This window comes from Thalassospira lohafexi (assembly GCF_002844275.1).
In the GTDB taxonomy this organism is placed as follows: Bacteria; Pseudomonadota; Alphaproteobacteria; order Rhodospirillales; family Thalassospiraceae; genus Thalassospira; species Thalassospira lohafexi.
On the sequence record NZ_NXGX01000004.1, the window covers coordinates 473,039 to 492,398 of the forward strand.

General features: G+C 54.7%; 16 protein-coding genes. 5 read left to right on the forward strand and 11 right to left on the reverse strand.

Annotated elements, in window-relative coordinates; genetic code table 11:
• Positions 1 to 193: 193 nt before the first annotated feature.
• From COO92_RS11985 to COO92_RS11995, 3 genes are all read right to left on the reverse strand, one after another.
• A complete protein-coding gene (locus COO92_RS11985) occupies positions 194 to 928 on the reverse strand; it encodes a substrate-binding periplasmic protein (RefSeq protein WP_240626416.1) in 735 nt (244 codons plus the stop codon).
• A gap of 247 nt (positions 929 to 1,175) precedes the next feature.
• A complete protein-coding gene (locus COO92_RS11990; RefSeq protein ID WP_101302374.1) occupies positions 1,176 to 1,970 on the reverse strand; it encodes an alpha/beta fold hydrolase in 795 nt (264 codons plus the stop codon).
• A 283-nt stretch (positions 1,971 to 2,253) separates the two neighbouring features.
• The gene (locus COO92_RS11995; RefSeq protein WP_101302375.1) at positions 2,254 to 2,631 is read right to left on the reverse strand and encodes a c-type cytochrome; all 378 of its coding nucleotides are present in this window, start codon (positions 2,629 to 2,631) and stop codon (positions 2,254 to 2,256) included.
• 218 nt (positions 2,632 to 2,849) lie between these two features.
• On the opposite strand from COO92_RS11995, the gene COO92_RS12000 reads away from it, so the two are divergent.
• Complete coding sequence (locus tag COO92_RS12000; RefSeq protein WP_133125064.1) at positions 2,850 to 4,652, forward strand: hypothetical protein; 1,803 nt, start codon at positions 2,850 to 2,852, stop codon at positions 4,650 to 4,652.
• A gap of 80 nt (positions 4,653 to 4,732) precedes the next feature.
• On the opposite strand, the gene COO92_RS12005 is transcribed toward COO92_RS12000, so the two are convergent.
• From COO92_RS12005 to COO92_RS12030, 6 genes are all read right to left on the reverse strand, one after another.
• A complete protein-coding gene (locus COO92_RS12005; protein WP_022732126.1) occupies positions 4,733 to 5,665 on the reverse strand; it encodes an ABC transporter permease in 933 nt (310 codons plus the stop codon).
• Positions 5,666 to 5,669: 4 nt separating this feature from the next.
• A complete protein-coding gene (locus COO92_RS12010) occupies positions 5,670 to 6,455 on the reverse strand; it encodes an ABC transporter ATP-binding protein (RefSeq protein WP_101302379.1) in 786 nt (261 codons plus the stop codon).
• Positions 6,456 to 6,571: 116 nt separating this feature from the next.
• On the reverse strand, positions 6,572 to 7,558 hold the full coding sequence (locus COO92_RS12015) for an ABC transporter substrate-binding protein (RefSeq protein ID WP_101302381.1): 987 nt from the start codon (positions 7,556 to 7,558) through the stop codon (positions 6,572 to 6,574).
• Between the two features lie 118 nt (positions 7,559 to 7,676).
• Complete coding sequence (locus COO92_RS12020; RefSeq protein WP_101302383.1) at positions 7,677 to 8,072, reverse strand: VOC family protein; 396 nt, start codon at positions 8,070 to 8,072, stop codon at positions 7,677 to 7,679.
• Positions 8,062 to 9,225 (reverse strand): hypothetical protein, encoded by a 1,164-nt coding sequence (locus COO92_RS12025; RefSeq protein WP_101302385.1) that lies wholly within the window; start codon positions 9,223 to 9,225, stop codon positions 8,062 to 8,064. Before COO92_RS12025 ends, COO92_RS12020 begins: the two co-directional genes overlap by 11 nt.
• Before the next feature lie 216 nt (positions 9,226 to 9,441).
• Entirely contained in the window at positions 9,442 to 10,110 is a 669-nt protein-coding gene (locus COO92_RS12030) for a TetR/AcrR family transcriptional regulator (RefSeq protein WP_101302387.1), read from the reverse strand.
• 182 nt (positions 10,111 to 10,292) lie between these two features.
• On the opposite strand from COO92_RS12030, the gene COO92_RS12035 reads away from it, so the two are divergent.
• Together COO92_RS12035 and COO92_RS12040 are read left to right on the forward strand one after the other, a co-directional pair.
• On the forward strand, positions 10,293 to 11,447 hold the full coding sequence (locus tag COO92_RS12035) for an efflux RND transporter periplasmic adaptor subunit (RefSeq protein WP_240626417.1): 1,155 nt from the start codon (positions 10,293 to 10,295) through the stop codon (positions 11,445 to 11,447).
• A gap of 11 nt (positions 11,448 to 11,458) precedes the next feature.
• The gene (locus tag COO92_RS12040) at positions 11,459 to 14,605 is read left to right on the forward strand and encodes an efflux RND transporter permease subunit (RefSeq protein WP_101302391.1); all 3,147 of its coding nucleotides are present in this window, start codon (positions 11,459 to 11,461) and stop codon (positions 14,603 to 14,605) included.
• 241 nt (positions 14,606 to 14,846) lie between these two features.
• On the opposite strand, the gene COO92_RS12045 is transcribed toward COO92_RS12040, so the two are convergent.
• Positions 14,847 to 16,445: an FGGY-family carbohydrate kinase gene (locus tag COO92_RS12045; RefSeq protein WP_101302392.1), complete on the reverse strand. Its 1,599-nt coding sequence runs from the start codon at positions 16,443 to 16,445 to the stop codon at positions 14,847 to 14,849.
• Positions 16,446 to 16,638: 193 nt separating this feature from the next.
• On the opposite strand from COO92_RS12045, the gene COO92_RS12050 reads away from it, so the two are divergent.
• Complete coding sequence (locus COO92_RS12050) at positions 16,639 to 17,418, forward strand: HAD family hydrolase (RefSeq protein ID WP_101302394.1); 780 nt, start codon at positions 16,639 to 16,641, stop codon at positions 17,416 to 17,418.
• A gap of 57 nt (positions 17,419 to 17,475) precedes the next feature.
• Here the strand turns inward: COO92_RS12050 and COO92_RS12055 are convergent, their stop codons facing one another.
• Positions 17,476 to 18,207, reverse strand: a complete 732-nt coding sequence (locus tag COO92_RS12055; RefSeq protein ID WP_101302396.1) for a FadR/GntR family transcriptional regulator — start codon at positions 18,205 to 18,207, stop codon at positions 17,476 to 17,478.
• 162 nt (positions 18,208 to 18,369) lie between these two features.
• Here COO92_RS12055 and COO92_RS12060 point away from each other — a divergent pair, with 162 nt between their 5' ends.
• The gene (locus tag COO92_RS12060) at positions 18,370 to 19,356 is read left to right on the forward strand and encodes an aldose 1-epimerase (protein ID WP_101302398.1); all 987 of its coding nucleotides are present in this window, start codon (positions 18,370 to 18,372) and stop codon (positions 19,354 to 19,356) included.
• The last annotated feature ends 4 nt before the right edge of the window (positions 19,357 to 19,360 follow it).

A 19,360-nucleotide genomic window follows, 5' to 3' on the forward strand; every position in this document is an offset into this window, starting at 1 on the left:
TTGCAACCGCGAATGGCGAAGACCCGGCTTTATCCGGGCGTTTGCGGTTTTGGTGACCGGGCATGACTTTGCACTGCATCCTGCGCGGTATGCGCCGACAGTTTGGTCAAATGTCAGCGGATGTGGTTGAGAATCGGTGCAGGGATGGGGGCAGTTGACTAAGACCGGCAGCATTGATTGAGGCAGCCTGGCTTTAAAAGCTTAGCACCAGCCCGTGCCTGTTAATCAGTTCTGCAAAGGTCCCGTTGTTCTTGATTTTCGCGAGTGCGGCGTTGAAACGCACCAGAAGGTTTGCATTGTCGGGATAGTTCTTTGACGCCATGACGTGTAGCGATGCCTCGGAAAGCAATGGTTTTTCAAGTGTATAGAAATTCTTGGCGACATCGGGTGGGAACAGTTTGTTGATAAGATACCACCCAATTGGGCTGGGCAGCGGGGTGATGTCAATCCGGCCGAGTTGCAGGCGTTTGATGTTCTGTTCTTCTGAATGGACGTAATCAACATCCAGACCGGCGTCGGTAAACATCGGAACGTAATAATATCCCTGAATGCCACCGATGGTCCAGCCGTCAAGATCGCTTAGATTTTGATAGGAGATCTGCGGTGCTTCGCCCTTGGGATCATAGGCGAAAAACTTGGCATCACTAAAATAGATCGGGTCGGAAAAGTCATAGATTTTGTCGCGCTCTTCATTTCGGGTATAGGGAATTGCGCCCCATGCTTCATGGTTTTGAACGGCTTGCGCGCAGCGTTGCCATGGAAGATAGCGAAACTCAAACGTCACACCCATCTGGTCGCCGATCTGCTTGAACAGATCGGGCAGAAAGCTGTGTTTCTGATCCTTCAGGATAAAAGGCGGATAGTCGTCATTGGTTGCGATCACCAGAACTTCTTTGGCGCTCAGTGTGCGGATGCCACAAAAAGTCACCAGTAAAATCGCCGGCAATCTGCAAGCATATGTAAACCTTGGGTGCGGTGTCATCTATGACATATGGGCAAGTTTGACGCATTTATTAGGGGGATGCGCCGGGGATGCGCCGGGGATGTCCGAAACGTGGCCGTATCAGCAATTGCACCGTCAGCTTCGTGCAAAAAAAAGCGCGCCGCATCAGGAATGCAGCGCGCAGTGGGGCATCGTTGAGGGAGGCGGGAGGTATCAAGTAAAGTGTTGCTGATCAGTTGGCGGTTGCGGCCTCAACGATCAGGTCGGCGACGGCTTTGGGGTTTGAGACCATGACGACATGGGATGCGCCGTCAATGACAACCGTTTTTTTCGAATTGGCGCGTTCAGCCATGAATTCCATGGCCGCAGGCGGGATGGCTTTGTCTGCTGTGCCAAAGATGTGGAACGACGGGATGTTTTTCCATGCGGCATCGCCAGACGGTTCGTTGAGCGCATAGTCAGTGACCGGGCGTTGGGCGATGGCCATCAGACGGGCCTTGTCCGCCGTGACATCCGCGGCGAATAGTGCCGCAAATTTAGCCGGATCAATATAAAGGTCATTCACCTCGTTGCCGAGTGGAACCGGGGCTGCCAGTGCCTCGCCCAATGTGCTGCCGGGGAATTTTGCCGCCAGTTCGGCAATGGTTTCACCCTTTTCCGGGGCGAAAGAGGCGACATAAACCAGTGATTTGACATTGGTGGCACCCTTTGCGGCATTGGTGATGACCGGGCCGCCATAAGAATGACCAACCAGAACAACATCACCGGCAATGCTATCGACCAAGGAGCGGGTATAGGCAGCATCGCCAGATACACTGCGCAGCGGGTTGGCAACGCTGATGACCTGATAGCCTTCGTCTTGAAGGATCGGGGCAACACCATCCCAGCTGTCGGAGGCGGCAAATGCACCATGAACCAGAACAATGGTTGGTTTGGCGTCTTTGTCGGCGGCGAATGCAGGTGCGTGTGCTGCGATTAAACCAAGGCCAACTGCGGCTGCTTTTATCAGGTTTTTCAGATTGAACATTTCATCTCTCCATATGCCGGGGCCGGGTTGGCGTGCGGCGGCTGTGGTTGCGATGAAGGGTTTTAGCAGGGCAATTATAATCACGCAATAGTAAATCGTGTGCGATTTAATTATGCGCGATCACATCAGCGTGATGACGCGGAAAAGACGCGCCAACGCCCCGGTTGGCTTGCCCGGCGCGTCATCACCGGTGGGCGTCATCAAGGATAAAAGCAGATTGGGGAGGATTTGGCCGATGACCGATATCGCGACGTCGGTGCCGCCGGACGACCCGGCAGGCTGTTTACTTGGCGTTCGCCGCGTCGGTCAGGCTTTCGAAATAAACCAGAAGATCGGCAATGCTTTCGGGTGTGAGGGTGAATTCCGGCATGGTCAGATCGTCATGCGATACGGAAATGCCTTCGGCCAGCGCTTCTTCAAGGTTTTCAAGTGGCCAGCGTTGCCCGAAGCTTGCCAGTGCCGGGGCGTCAGTGATGGCTGGATCGGGCAATGGATCGCCTGCGAATTTGGTGTGGCAGCGCAGACAGGTTTGTTCGGCAATGGATTGACCGCGCACCACATCGCCATGTGCTTCGCCCTTGCGCGACATATAATCGCCAACACCCCAAAGGCCCGCGGCGACAACGCCAGTGGCAAGAATGACAAGACTGATTTTTTGCAACGGTGATCTCCCAGATGCTGTCGGTTTTTTTGTGGATGTCACTCCCCTATAGCAAGCCATTGTAACGATTTCCCTAATGAAACTATCAAGAGGTTGCGTTGGGCGCCGGCAATCAGGTTTTCAAATATTCCGAATATTAAGACTATCCTTATATAACCTTAGGTTTATAGTATTTGGTGTTTGTTTCTGAAATAGGGATAAAATTCAGGGGGTATACGATGTCAGCGTGCAAGGGATCTCTGATCGCTCTTTTAGTGGTCGTAGGATTGAGTGGATGTCTCTCCACCGGGGGAAGGAGTCAGGCCACGGAGGTTAGCAGTAGCGCAGCTTCTACTCAGATCGGTCAGACCGCAGTTGAGACGAGTAGCAATGTCTTGATTATCCCGGATACGCCAAACGACACCATCAACAGGGCGCGTACGGCAAACTTTACAAGCTATAAACAGAAATATAGCAAGAAGCCGCACGAGTTTTATGCACGGCTGGTGTCGACAGGTAGTACTGCAGTTTCCGATCCGACGAAATGCATTGATCCATCTTTCTGGCGGCAGGCACGCACCCTGTTCTCCGAAGATGCAGTATCGATTGCATTGTTTGTCGATATTGCCGGACCCGATGGTTCGACGCTGGTCAAACGTTTGCCGCTGTTTTCGCGTGCTGAAAAAGAAAAGGGCAATGATCGTTGCCGGGTCTATATTTCTTCAAGTCGGCTGACGCCGCTCTACAACATGCCGCCGGATGCGGTTTTCAGCCTGAAATTCTATCTCGAATATTCCAAGGCAACAGATTTCAAGCTGACTGAAACTGTTGGCAAGACGATTGGTGTTCTCTCAACAGCGTTTACCGGGCCGGGTTTTCTGGCTGTGGCAGAAACAGCTAATCAGGTTGCCAGTCAGGTTGAGAAGATCGAAAGCGAACTTGATGATGCAGGCGCAACGCTTACGGCGGGATTGGATGTTGATGAGACGCTATCAATCCTTGGCGATCCGACGCACGATGCGATTGTCTTTTCTCTGCGCGGGATCAGCAGTGACTGGGGCGGCATTGAACTGTCAGATCAGATTGAAACCTATGTCCAGATATCGCTGGATATACGTGAGTCCGTCTTTCGAGAAAATGGCGGCGCCTTCCCAAAAACGCCGACGAAGTACCTGAATGTCGATATGCCGCGACATGAACACACAACGATCAATGATCTGGCAACAGTCGAGGACGGCACAGGGCCCAAGGCCTCGAATTTTGAATTGCTCGATCCCGGTCAGCAATCCCATATCGATCGTTATGCCGGATTGTGTCGGTCTCTGCGCCAGTATCTGAGTAACAATTATGGTCTGAACAGCAGTGATGAGTTGCTCGCGCGCGCCGCCTTCTTGCGGTCCTACGGGCGCTATTGGCGAGAACAGGCCTTTAGAAGCGATGACTGTCTGAGTGAAGTTGAACAGCAGCGTCTCAAGACGCTTGTCGGGTGGGAGTTGCCCGCCGGCATTGAACAGCTCAACCGTGATGCCGTCATCGTCCGGTTTTCAAACATCATCGCATCGATCCTCAAAAGCCCGGGCGGCATCCGCAAGAAGCGACTTGCTGATTTGACGGCAGGTAGCGGTTTCTACGTTGTTCCCGCGTCCTCAGCGGAGTTCGGCCTTGATGTCGATGCGGATTACTTCGAAGAAGTAGACGCACTCGACTGGATCGGAAGCATCCCGCGGATGCGAAACACAGTTTGCTACCAGGCGACTAAGAGTCAGCTGATATCAATAGCAATGGTTGTACGCGTCGCCAATCAGAAGCCGGTCGCACTGGGGATCGAGTTCGAAAAGCCAGTTGCATTCCCGGATGGCTTCGATGGAACCGATGTCAACGCGGTCGAGGCGATTGTCAAAGGGATCAAGATCCAGAGCCTGACCTTCGACAGCTTCGAGAACATTCGAAATCTCGTGGTCGCTCCGGAAAATTGGCCAACTAGCAGCACGTCATCGGATTGCCAGTCCGTGATCAGCGCAGCCGTCGCCAGTAACGGTTGAGGCGCTCGGCTACAAACGTCGGCTACAAACAACAGAGGGCATGCAATGCATGTCCTCTGTCATATTTTACAGTTCACATCCTATTCGCGGAACTTTTCACGGGCCGGGGTGCCACCGGCACCGCGCCCGCGTTTCAGGCTGGGCAGGGCCAGCATGGCCAGAACGAAAAGGCCCGTGGCCAGTTTAAGGTCGGGTGGGGGCATGCCCGCCGCCAGACACAGCGACACCAGCTGATAATAAATGATCGCACCGACAAATGGGGCGAGCAACTGACGCCAGACCGATTGTTTGCCGACAACCGCCTCGCCGATCATCAGGGCGGCAAGGCCATTGATCAGGATGCCAAGGCCCATGTTCACATCGGCAAAGCCCTGTGCCTGCACCATGAGTGCGCCACTTGTGGCGGAAAAACCGCTGGCAAGGCCGACACCGATAATGGTCGATACCCAGACCGAAATGCCCTGTGCCTCGGCCATCGCCGGGTTGGAGCCAACCGCACGTAATGCGGTGCCCTTTTCGGTTTTAAAGAACCAGTTAAGTGCGAGAAATACGCCCGCCCCAATCAGCCCGGCGATGATGATCTTGCTGACCGGGAAGCCCGGCGTGACAAAGGGTGCCCAGTTGTAAACCGTGTCAGAGCCAAAGATCGACAGGTTGGATTTGCCCATGATCCGCAGATTGATGCTGTAAAGCATCGTCATCATCAAGATCCCGGCAAGCAACGTGTGGATGCGAAACCGCAGATGAATAAGGGCTGTACAGCACCCGGCCAAAAAACCACACGCAAGGGCCGCGACAATCGCCAGTGCCGGATTAACCCCGGCCGCAATCAAAACCCCGCAGACACAACCGCCCAGCGGGTAGGCGCCTTCGCTGGTGAGATCGGGGAATTGCAGGGTGCGGAACGGGATCATGATCCCCATCACGACAAAGGCCAGAATAAAGCTTTGCGATAATGTCACCGGTACAAGGGCGACATAGCTGGTAAAGGTCGAGGATATGAATTCCATCATGATCTTATGCTCCCGCCCCCAGCATCATGGCGTCGGTCTTGACCGCGAAATGATCAACCAGTTTTGCCACAGTGACATTGGCTTTTTCGTCGCCGCCGATTTCCAGTTTGACGCGCCCGGCATCGAGCATGATCACCCGATGGCCGTAATCAACCGCGTGGGCCATATTGTGCGTCACCATCAATGTCGTCAGCTTAAAGGTATCAACGGCGCGCACGGTGGCCTGCATCACAAGATCAGCCGTGCGTGGATCAAGGGCGGCGGTATGTTCATCAAGCAACAATAAATCGGGCGATCCACCGACAGCCATGATCAGGGACAGTGATTGACGCTGCCCGCCCGAAAGCAATTCCACCTTGGTGTCGAGCCGGTTTTCAAGGCCAAGACCAAGGGCGGCAAGGCGGTCCTTATAATCGGCAAGACGTTTGGCATTGAGCCCGCGCGCAAGGGTCCTGTCGGTGCTGCGCAAATCGGCCAGAAGCATATTTTCAGCAACGGTCATGCTGGCGGCGGTGCCCAGCATCGGGTCCTGAAACACCCGTGCGATCCGTTTGGCGCGTTTGTGGACCGGCGTATCGGTAACATCATCGCCATTGATGGCGATCTGACCGCTATCAAGGGGGAGTGCGCCCGACACGGCATTGAGCATGGTGCTTTTCCCGGCCCCGTTTGAGCCGATGACAACCCCGAATTCCCCGGTTTGCAGGGTCAGGTCAAGGTTATCAAGTGCGACTTTTTCATCTGGCTGACCGGCATAAAAGACTTTTCGTGCAGATCGGATTTCAAGCATCCGTCTTCTCCTTGGGGCATTGTGCCGTCATTCGCGATGGCATAATGCCCGAATGTCATTGGCGCCGACGGGGGCGGACCCGCGCGGCGCCAATGGGTGTTCACGTCAGGGCGAAATTATTCGACAATGCAGCCGCAATCGTCAAATGATGCCGGGATTTCGATCCCGAAGGCGGCGGCGGCAGATTTTGAAATCATCGGCGCGTGGGTTTCATAGGTCGGGGCGGACGGCGGAATGTCTGCCGGTGATTTGCCCTTGAGAATTTCCGCGGCAATTTTACCGGCATTCAGGCCCACCTGCCCATAATCGACCGAGAAACTGGCCGGAACGGTGCCGTTGGCAACGGCCGAACTGTCAGAATTGACAATCGGAACACCGATCTGGCGGGCAGCAGCCGACACGGCTGCAATCGCAGGCTGGATCAGGTTGGATGCCGGGGTATAAATGACATCGGCCTTGCCGGCGACCGATGTGATGCGCTGCAAGATGTCATTGACGTTATCAATGCCCACCGAAACGACCGAGAAACCGGCAGCAGGTGCGAGTTCTTTGACCTTTTCAAGCAGGGCAACGTCATTGGCCTCACCCGGGTTGTAGGGGATGGCAAGACGTTTGGCATCGGGCAGGAGTTTGCGGGTGAATTCGAGAACCGCTGCGATGTCCTGTAGATCCGAAGCGCCGGTCATGTTGGTGTCACCAGCGTCCCACGACGGGACAAGCTTGGCAGCAACCGGATCGGTCACAGCGGAAAACACGATGGGAATGTCTGAACCGGCCAAAATCTGTTTGGCGATCTGGGAAACCGGGGTGGTTACGGTATAGATCAGTTTGGGATTTTCGGCCTGCAACTTCGTGATCATCTGGGGCACCAGAGATGCGTCAAAGTTGGTGTGGCTTTCGGAATAGGTGACATCGGTGCCTTCGACAAAGCCGTTTTCGGCCATGGCGTCCTTAAAGCCCGCAATCGCGGCATTGAGCTGGGGATGCTCGCCAAAGTTGGCGATGCCGACCTTGATGGTGTCGGCCGATGCGCTGCTGATTGATGCAAAAAGGCTACCGGCGACGACCAGTCCGGAAAGGAGGCCGGTTTTGTTGATCTTCATTCTGAGAAACTCCCTGATTTGCGTGGACCGGCACTTTCGGTGGCCAGTCTCGTCTGCGGATCATGCGAAGTTCCGGTGGGGGCGTCAACAAGATGTATGATTGAAATGCGCTTACACGTTACGCAAACGCCCGGCTTGAGATCGAAACCGAATTGCCCGCCGGGTCTTTCATGTTGGCAAAGCAATAGCCGTCCGCCTGATGGAGTGGTCCGACCTTGATGCCGCGTTCCAGCAAATTACTGCGGGTATGTTCGACGTCGCGCACGTCAAATACCAGCTTGATCAGGGACTGGCCGTTGCGCTGTCCCTTGCCCGCCTGATGGAGCATCAGGATGAGACCGCCATCAGGTGCGATCAGTTCAAGAATTCGATCCCCGTCTTTTTGGGAGGGCTGATAACCAAAGTGATCGGTATAGAACTGCGTCATCGCATCGATATTCTTGCAATAGACCACAATGCGGTTGCATGGGCCGGGCGAGAACGGCGGCGTGGCGGGTTCGGTCTTAACCACCATTTGGTGCCTGATAGACCGTAACACCATTCACCACAATGCGGCCATCGGCCAGAAGGCGCGTGCCATACTGCGTCGTGCCGCCGGGGCCCGGTTCGCCCGATGCCAGTCCATTGACGGCAAATGGGACTAGCGCGCCCAGAAGGGTCGGGCTTTCCGGCGTGCCAATCAAATTTTGCAAAAGGTCCTTGCCCAGAAGGTTGAAGTCCATTTCGCCGGTAAAGCCATATCGGGCGGCATGTTGGGCCAGAAGTTCACCGGTGCCAAGCGCCTCAAGACCGCGTGATTCAATATAAAACTCATCGATTTTGACCGGCGCACCATTATCGGCGGCCTTTTGCCAAAGGGCATTGCCGATTTGCTTGCGGGCCATACGCGGGGCGGTGCCGGTCAGCATGTCAAGGAAGCCCTTCTCAATGATCGGTTTGGCCTCGGTCCAGGGCAGGCCTTCGCTGCTGCTTTTGATGCGCACGGTGCGGGGCTGCAGAAGGCTGGGAAGCCATAATCCATCATGGGCGTAATCAAGGTGGGTTTCACCGTTGTCGCCGGGATAGACAATCAGGCTGGCGGCCTTGGTTGAGCCGCGCTTTTCACGGTTCGGGCCGGTCCATTCGGCACTTTGCCACGAAACACGGGCTTGTTGGGGCAACCATTGCAAGACAAGGCCGTTCATCAGCCAGTGTTTGCGCGTGACCGGTTCATCACCAATCAAAAAGTCGGCAAAGCCGTCGAAGGTTACCGGGGCATTTTTCACCGTGTCCCAGCGAAGATACCCACCGGCATTGCGCATGGTAAGATCGCGTTGATCCGAGGTTGCCTCGGCATTCATTTTTGCGCGTTCGGGCAGCTTGATGTCGAGATCGACCTGATTGGCCTGATCGGTGTCACGGACAGTGACATGGACACCATTCATGCGGAGCGTGCGCGGAGTGGAATAGCCGCTCAGGCCCAGCGAGATGTCATCATAGGTCAGTGCTGCGGCGCCATCGGATGTGAGCGTGGCATCCGACAGGGTTGCTGAAATGCCGCTTTGCATCAGGATGGCATCCATGACATCGCGTGCTTTATCTGTGGTGATGGCCTGTGCCTGCACTGTGAAGGCAGGCAGGGAAAGTGCCCATAAGCCAATCAATGAAAAAGCCGTACGAATGCGCATGCAGATATCTCCGTTGCGGGCCCGTTACCGGGGTTTGCAGGGCTGGCGTGGCATGAGCCTTATCCATACCGGCCCAAAAGCGTTGCCCTAACGTTTACCTCAATTTTGGTAATCATAGGGCAGATATTGCGCAACGGATCACTCTAACTGACAGGATGCTGTCAGGAGGGGGGCTTTAGGATCGGGGATATCAAGTCGCTGACCAGCAGGGGATGGTCAGTTTTTATCATCCGCTGTTTTGCGGTAATTTTCACTGCCGACACCACATAAGAAAACCTCAACCGCACGTAAAACGCGTTTTTCGATCTCGGCGTTACTATATGTTGGGGGATCAATCATTTTGAGGATCTGTTTTTGCCAGTCGCCAATGATCATCGCATTGAACAGTTCGGCATCGTGAACCGGATCATCAACCACAATGTGACCAAGGTCATGTTGGCGTCGCAGATACCGGGACAGGCGTGCCCGCGTGCTATCGGGGCCGACTTTCATAAATTTCTCAACCAAAGGTATAAAATGTTGGCCTTCAGAAAACAGAATCTGCGTGAAGCGAATGGCTTCCTCGGTTAGTATCTTTTTGGCCAGTTTTTTACCGAAGTCTGTCAGGGCATCACGGGGAGGGAGATCGGATTCAAGCGAAATATGAAGCTCTGCGGAAAACTCCATGCATTGCTCTTCCATCACGGCAGCGAGCAAGCCATCCTTTCCGCCAAAAGCTTCGTACACAGTGGTGCGCGAACCGCCAGAACGGGAAATAACGTCATTAAGCGTCACACCAGAGAACCCTTTTTCAAGGAGGAGTTCCCATGCCGCATCCATCATGGCACGGCGGCGTGCAGACCTTCTAGAGGACTGGTTTTCTTGCTTTTCCGATGTTTCTTTCATCGTTTCCAATTCGTTTGTTATTGGCTCTTGATCGTGCAGTGCACAATGTGTACTGTACCGTACAGTATTTTGAAATGCAACGGCAAAGCGCGTGGTATGCTTTGCTGACGGGACTTAGAAGGAACAGCAATTTGTCCATGCGAACTTGTTTAAAATTTGCGAGCGTCGCAGCGCTTACCCTTATGGTAGCTGCTTGTAGCGAGCAAAATGAAGGTGGTCAGCAACAGGCCAATGCGCAACCGCAGGCAACACCGGTTGGCACCGTAACCCTTGAAGCGCAGACTGTCGGGCTGGTCGAAGAAATGCCGGGCCGTACCGTTGCTTTCCGTAAGGCGGACATCCGTCCGCAGGTTGATGGCATCATCAAGGAGCGCAACTTTACCGAAGGCGGTATCGTTGAAGCCGGCCAGCAACTTTATATGATTGATCAGGATGTTTATCTGGCCCGGGTTGATGCCGCACAGGCAGAACTTTCGCGCCAGCGTGCAAGTCTTGATCAGGCTGTTAAAACCCGTACGCGCTATGACCCGCTGGTGAAATCCCAGGCGGTCAGCCGTCAGACCTATGACGACGCGGTTTCCGCCGAGGCACAGGGCAAGGCCGCAGTTGCGTCCGCCCGTGCGGAGCTTGAACAGGCCCGGATTGATCTTGCATACACAACGGTGACTGCACCGATTTCCGGTCAGATCAGTTCGTCGGATTATTCCGAAGGCTCGTTGGTGACCGCCAATCAGGCGGCCAAACTGACCACGATTACCCAGCTTGATCCGATTTATGTCGATGTGACGCAGGCCGGTGGCCGTCTGCTTAAAATCAAGCAGGCTGTCAAAAACGGCCGGATCAAGGGTGTTGATGCCGGTAATATCGAGGTGTCACTGATCATTGATGCGACCGGTGCGGAATATCCGCAAAAAGGAACTTTGCAGTTTTCCGACGTAACGGTGAATGAAACCACCGGTACGGTTCGGTTGCGCGCAGTTTTCCCGAACCCGGATGGCACACTTCTGCCGGGCATGTTTGTTCGTGGTCAGGTGCGTCAGGGTCGTCTTGAAGGGGCCTTCCTCGTGCCGCAGAAAGCTGTGATGCGCCGTCCTGATGGCACGGCATATTCTTATGTCGCTGTCGATGGAAAAGTCGTGTCAAAGGACCTTCAGATCGAACAATCGCAGGGTGAAAACTGGCTGGTTTCTGCAGGTCTGGAAGATGGCGATCAACTGATTGTTGACGGTATCCAACGCATTGGACCGGGTGCCGCTGTCGCGCCGCAGCCGGTCGAGACTGCCGCCGACGATGGGTCGGCTAAACCCGCCGATGACACCGCCAAAGCCGCCGAATAGGGACGTATTCAATGGCAAAATTCTTTATTGACCGCCCTGTCTTCGCCTGGGTTATCGCCCTGGTGATTATGTTGGCGGGGGGACTTTCGTTGTGGCAATTGCCCATCGAGCAGTACCCGTCTATTGCACCGCCATCTGTCGAGATTTCGGCAAGCTATCCGGGTGCGTCCGCCGAGACAGTCGAAAACACGGTCACACAGGTGATCGAACAGCAGATGAACGGCATCGATTATCTGCGCTATATGTCTTCGAACTCATCGGCTAACGGTCAGGCGTCTATTTCACTGACGTTTGAACCCGAAGCAGACCCCGATATCGCACAGGTTCAGGTGCAGAACAAACTGCAAGGGGCGATGTCGTCGCTGCCAAGCGAAGTGCAGCAGCAGGGTGTCACGGTCACCAAGTCATCGGGATCGTTCCTGATGGTTGTTGGCTTTGTATCGGGCGACGGGTCGATGTCGGCCGAAGATCTGTCTGACTTTGTGGTCTCCACGGTCGAAGATCCGCTTGCCCGTGTGAACGGTGTTGGCTCGGTTCAGGTGTTTGGCGCACAGCATGCTATGCGCGTCTGGCTCGATCCGAACAAGATGATTTCCTATAACATGACGGTGTCGGACGTTAGTGCGGCAATCCAGTCGCAAAACACCGAAGTCACTGCCGGTCAGATTGGTGGTGCGCCGTCGATCCCCGGTCAGCAGATCAACGCGACCATCACCGCACAAAGCAAGCTGCAAACGGTTGATGAATTCGCCAACATCCTGCTGAAGGTCAATACTGATGGATCGCAGGTGCGTCTTGGTGACGTGGCCCGCATCGAAATCGGTGGCGAAAGCTATGAAGTTGTTGCGCGATACAATGCGCAGTCCGCAACCGGTATCGGGATCAACCTTGCGACCGGTTCGAATGCACTTGATACCGCCGAGGCCGTCAAAGCCCGTTTGGCAGAACTCAAACCGTTCTTCCCGGCGGGTGTCGAAGTTGTCTATCCGTACGACACCACCCCGTTCGTCGAAGTATCGATTGAAGAAGTGGTTCACACCCTGTTTGAGGCGATTGTTCTCGTCTTCCTGGTGATGTTCCTGTTCTTGCAAAACTGGCGGGCAACCCTGATCCCGACGATTGCGGTGCCGGTGGTTTTGCTGGGCACGTTCGGTATTCTTGCTGCGTTTGGCTATTCGATCAACACGCTGACCATGTTTGCCATGGTTCTGGCCATCGGCCTTCTGGTCGATGACGCGATTGTTGTTGTCGAAAACGTCGAACGTGTGATGCATGAAGACGGGCTTCCGCCGCGCGAAGCAACGCGGAAATCCATGAGTCAGATTACCGGTGCCTTGATTGGTATTGCGCTGGTTCTGTCGGCAGTGTTTGTGCCGATGGCATTCTTTGCCGGGTCGACGGGCGCAATTTATCGCCAGTTCTCGATCACGATTGTGTCGGCAATGGCATTGTCGGTCGTGGTGGCGATTGTTCTGACACCGGCATTGTGTGCGACGATGCTTAAACCATCGCACGCGGACCCGAGCGCAAAGAAAGGTCCGTTTGGCTGGTTTAACCGCGGCTTTGATAAGACCAACCGGTTCTATCAGGGCAGTGTCGACCATGTCGTACACCGCAAATGGCGCTATCTGTTTGTCTATGTCATTCTGGTTGGTGGTTTGGCGGCGTTGTTCATACGCCTGCCCGGATCGTTCCTTCCTGAAGAAGATCAGGGCATCATGTTCTCGATGGTTCAGCTTCCCGCGGGTGCCTCGCAGGAACGTACGGTTGGCGTGCTTAAAAAGCTCGAAACCCACTTCATGGAAGCGGAAAAGGAAAACGTCAACGGTATCTTCACCGTTGCAGGCTTCTCGTTCGCCGGGAGTGGTCAGAACGCCGGTATCGCCTTTGTCAATATGAAGGACTGGTCGGAACGTACGCGTCCTGATCAGGCTGTTGGTGCAGTGATTGGCCGTGCCTATGGTGCGTTTGCCCAAATCCGTGAGGCAATGGTGTTTGCCTTTGCGCCGCCGGCCATTGTTGAACTTGGCACGGCAAACGGCTTTGACTTGCAGCTTGTTGATCGTGGCGGTATTGGCCATGACGCCCTGATGGCGGCCCGTAACCAGCTTCTGGGGATGGCAGCACAGGATCCGCGCGTTGTGGGTGTTCGTCCGAACGGCCTCAATGACATGCCGCAGTTCAAGATCAATATTGATCAGGAAAAGGCAAGTGCGCTTAACGTAGATCTGGCCGATGTGAACCGTACGCTGGCAGCAGCGTGGGGGTCGAGTTACGTCAACGACTTCATCGAAAACGGGCGGATCAAAAAGGTCTATATGCAGGCAGATGCGAAATACCGCATGATGCCGGAAGACCTTGATTTCTGGTACGTCCGCAACGGCATGGGCGAAATGGTGCCGATCTCGGCATTCTCCTCGACCCAGTGGGATTATGGCTCACCCCGTCTTGAACGCTTTAACGGTCTGTCGTCGCTGAACATTCAGGGATCGGCACCTCCGGGTGTGGCATCGGGTGATGCGATGCTGGCGATGGAAGAAATGGTTGCCAAGCTTCCGGGCGGTATCGGCCTTGAGTGGCAGGGACTGTCGTATGAGGAACGCGAAGCAGGCGAGCAGGGACCGGCATTGTATGCGCTGTCCATGATTGTCGTCTTCCTGTGCTTGGCGGCTTTGTATGAAAGCTGGGCAATCCCGATTTCCGTGATGATGGTCGTGCCTTTGGGCGTCCTTGGTGCCGTGATCGCAGCCTTGCTGCGTGGGTTGCCAGATGACGTTTATTTCCAGGTTGCGATCCTGACCACGATTGGTCTGTCGGCCAAGAACGCCATTCTGATTGTCGAGTTCGCCCGCGAACTTTACGATCAGGGCATGGGGCTTCTTGAGGCAACGGTAGAAGCTGCACGTCAACGTCTGCGTCCGATCATCATGACGTCGATGGCCTTTACACTTGGTGTTGTGCCATTGGCGATCAGTACCGGTGCGGGTGCGGCTGCGCGTGTTGCCGTTGGCACCGGGGTGCTGGGGGGGATGATTGCCGCGACGTTGCTTGCGATCTTCTTTGTGCCGTTGTTCTTCGTGCTGATTGTCGGGACCTTTGCCAAAAGCCGTTCAAAACGCGGTGATGTCAAAGCAGCCCACGAACATCCGGCTGAATAAGCAAAACGAACAAGGCCGGTCCGAAACCGGACCGGCCTTGTAAGGCATCGTGCTCGTGACGGTGCAGATATTTAAATCTGCATGATCCCCCGACCCCGCCGTTGCGCGTGCGAAAGAAAGGGCCGATGCAAAAGCATCGGCCCTTTTGTTTTGACCCCATCGCCAAGAGGCGTCAAGCAGCTTTTGGATAGGGGACGGGGAGCAGGATTACGCGTTTGGGGCCTAACGCCCCGGATTTACTTTAGTTTTTACTGATTTCGTCAAGCGCCTGACGCTGGGCGTGCATCATATGGAAAATGGCGTATCGACGGTCATGGTCCGCCTTGGCCGTTGGGTCAGCGGCAAGTGATGTTTCCTTGCCGGCCATTTTGCGCGCCGCTTTTGCAAGGCCGTCGATGCCATCGGCATCATCAAGCGCACCCGCCGCCAGCATGGCCGACCCCAGCAATACCGGTTCCTGACAATCAGACATCACAACAGTACATCCGGTGACATCGGCATAGAGTTTGACAAGAACCGCACTTGCCGTATGCCCGCCGCTTAAATGGATGTGGGTGATGTCATATCCGGTGTCATTTAGCGCATCGATGATGTGGCGCGTGCCATAGGCAATCGCACAGGCCGTTGCCCAATACAGCTTTAAGAAGCTTTCTTCGCTTTGATCAAGTGTCAGCCCGGAAATCACGCCAAGTGCTTCGGGGTCGGCCAGTGGCGACCGGTTGCCATGAAAATCAGGCAAAACATGAAGACGCGGCGCCAGATCGGTTTGATTCCCCATCATCGGCAACAGCTTTTCACCGGCCAGCTTATGCCCATCACGGCCCATGTCATGGGAAAACGGATGCATTGCCACGATGTGGTCAAGCAACGCGCCCGTGGCCGACTGCCCGCCTTCGTTCAGCCAAAGCCCCGGTGCAATCGCCCCGAAATAAGGACCCCAGACTCCCTTGATAAAGCGCGGTTCGGATGACAGTGCCATATGGCAGGTGGATGTGCCGGCAATCATCGCAAAATGCTGATCAAGGTTGCCATCAAGATACTCACCAAGCGTGCCAAGCGCACCGGCATGGGCATCAATCAGTCCGGCACCCACAACGCAATTTGTGGTTAGACCAAGATCATCGGCACCTTGTTGCGACAGCGTGCCAATCCGGTCGCCAACCGCAAGCGCCTTGGCATCGATCCCGGTTTTTTTGTTGAAATCATCAAGGCCAATCTGCGACAGGAAATCGCGATCCCACGGATCATCCTGATGGGCAAGGTAGGTCCATTTGCAGGTTACCGTACAACACGACCGTGCAGTATTGCCGGTTGCACGGAATGACAGGAAATCGGCCAGATCATAGGCCGCGCCCATCTTGTTCCAGTGATCGGGGTGGTGGCGTTTAAGCCACATCAGTTTGGGCACTTCCATTTCCGGGGACATGGTGCCACCGATATATTCAAGGACCCGTGATCTGGTGGCGGTGCATTCCTCGGCCTCGCGCACGGCACGGTGATCCATCCAGACAATGACGTCCCAGTTATCGGCCCCATTCGGGGTTACGCCAAGCGGGCGGTTGTCCTGATCGCGGATGACCAGTGAACAGGTCGCATCAAACCCGATGGCGGCAATCTGGTCGGCGGAGGAGGCCGATTGGGTCATGGCATCACGAACCGACTGGCAGACCGACTGCCAGATATTTTCCGAATCCTGTTCGACAAAATCGGGCTTTGGACGGTTCATGGCAATCGGGTGGGCCGCACTTCCAAGTAGCTTGCCATTGGCATCAAAGACACCCGCGCGCGCACTTCCGGTGCCAACATCCACACCAATAAAACGGGTTTCGTTGTGGCTCATGTGGGTCTTTTTCCTCCGCTTTTCCCGGCTGACAGACGTTTTGACGGCCGCCGGTTATTCTTTTGGTTTGGCATTTGGTGGCTGATTTGATCAAAAGTTCAGTTAATGGTCAAATGTTCATTTTTGTTGACGGTCAATCGGATCATTCGATAGGCTGATGGCAATCATATAAATGTAACAAGCCAGGTTTAACATGGCCCCAGAAAATGAGACTGGAAACGGTACTGGAAACGAGACTGTAAACGATCACGCAAATGTATCTGCTCCTTCGGGGGCAGCGATCCGAAAGCTGTTTGCCGATTGTGATGCCGTTCTGTTTGATTGCGACGGCGTTCTTGTCAACAGCGAGCCGATCTCGCTTGCGACACTTGTCGATGTGCTTGCCCATTTTGGCGCGCCATTGACATTGGCGGAAGTCGCCGCCCGCTTTACCGGGCGATCAAGTTCAGCCCCGATTGATCATATTCGCGATGAAACCGGCAAGGACATTCGCGATCAGTTCAAGCCGTTCTACTATGACCTGCTGTTTGCCCGCTATGATCATGAACTTGTTAAAATCGACGGGATTGATAGCGTTCTGGCGGCGTTAAAGAAACGCCAGCTTGGGTTCTGCATTTCATCAAGCAGTTCCATCGAACGTCTGGGAAAAACCATGGATGTCACCGGACTTGGTCCGTGGTTTGACGGGCGGATTTACAGTGCCGACTTTGTTGCCAACGGCAAACCGGCACCGGACCTGTTTTTATATGCCGCCGATGACATGGGGTATGCTCCCAATCAGGCAATTGTTGTGGAAGATTCCGTTGCCGGTGTGACGGCGGCGGTTGCTGCGGGCATGAAATGCATCGGCTTTGTTGGCGGTGGCCATTATGCCGATGATCGGGCAGGGGCGGCCAATCGGCTTTATGACGCCGGGGCGGATATTGTGTTGTCCGATATGATGGAGCTTTCCAATGCCCTTGGTGAAGCTTAGCCGCACCATCTAAAGCTTATGCCCCATTCCCGATCACGTGGATTTGGGAGCGCCGCCTTATCGCTGGGTCAGAAGTTTCTGATAACGGGTCTGGCTTTGGCTAAGATGGGCGCGCATTGCTTTGCGGGCACTGTCATCATCGCGGGTCGCAATGGCATCATAGATGCAACGATGCTCCCCCAGAATCATCTGCATATAGTTTTTCTGATCTTCGACTTCGGGTGGGCGACGGCGCAGCTGCGCGCGCGGGATGGTTTTATCGCCAAGATGTTCGAGAAACTCGGCATAGCGGCGGTTGTTGGTGGCTGCGGCAATCGCGCTGTGGAATTCAAAATCGGCCAGTTCGGTCGGTTCGCCTCGGGTGGCGGCATCTTCCATTTTTTGCATGGCTTCGTAGATTTTTGCCTGCTGTGCGACCGAGCTTCGGGTGCAGGCAAGGCCCGCAGCCTCAATCTCGACCGCCATGCGCAGTTCAAGGACTTCGAGAACGTCAGACACCTGTGCATAGTCGACGGCAAAAATCGATTTATCATTACCGCGCGGTTCGGGAGAGAGGACAAACACACCGGCCCCTTGGCGCGGTTCAAGCAATCCGTCGGCCTTGAGTGCCGCGATGGCTTCGCGGACCACGGTGCGGCTGACGCCAAATGTCTGGGTCAGGACCGGTTCGGTCGGCAGTTTACTGCCCGGTTCGCGCTGACCGCTTTCGATTTCCTGACGCAGGCTTGCAATGACCTTTTCGGTCAGCGAAACTTTGCGGGGCGTGTTTGACGCACGGGTCTTGTTCATTTTGCGTGTCCGGTAAATCCGGTGTAAAGACAACCAGATGTAAAATGACGGTCTGACGTTAATCTTTGCTTGGCGCGATTTGTTTTACCATCTTCAAATAGTCGAACGTCATCGGTGATGTAAAGTCATCATATGATTTTAAACAGAATAAAGGCATCTGCCATGTCCAAAAAGGACGCGCCGGAATATCGTTGGAACAGTGGACCTTTTCAGATCGGGATCGTTCCCAATGGCGGTGCGATATCGCGGATTGACTGGATCCGTCCTGACGGGAATGGCACGATCAATCTTTTGCGTCCGGTGACAGAACAAGCCCTTAAGTCTGGCAATCCGTCGTCTTTGGGCTGTTTCCCGATGGTGCCATTTGCCAATCGGCTGGCATTTTCGCAGTTTGAATTTGATGGACGGATTGTCAATGTTCCGGCCAACCGTCCGCCCAGCCCGCATGCCATTCATGGGTTCGGTCGCGGGGCGGAATGGAAAATTGAACGTCCGACCGTTGATACATTGCGGTTCAATCACAAGCATGACGATCCCAGCAGCGGGTTTGTCTATGTCGCGTGGCAGGAATTCAAAGTCACGCAGGACGATGTGACGATTGAAATCGGTGTGCGTCATCTTGGCCGAACGCCCATGCCCTATGGCATCGGATTGCACCCGTGGTTCCCGGGCGGCGAGGACGCATCGGTCGCATTTGTCGCGGCTGATTGTTTTTCCACTGACGACGACATGTTGCCGACCACACGCACCGTGATCGACCTTGGTCGGGATTTCTCCGACGGTAAAATGATCCGCCATCATATGGGGCTGGATGTGCATTATTCCGGCTGGGAGGGCGAGGCCGAAATGATGTGGGATAATGCGGGGTATCGTTTGCATCTGTCGGCCAGTGACAGTTTATCTAACCTGCAATTCTACATCCCCGAAGACGGCAAGACATTCTGTGTCGAGCCGGTATCACATGTGCCCAATGTCCATAATCATCCCGAATTCAAGGAACTTGGGGATGTGATGGTACTTGATAAAAATGAAACATTGATTGGTGCCATGACGCTGACCCCAAGCCTGATTGAACGTCCCGACAGTGGTCTTGTTGATGACGATGATATCGGTGTTGCGCCAAACCGTGATTATTCACTGGTGGATTGATCGG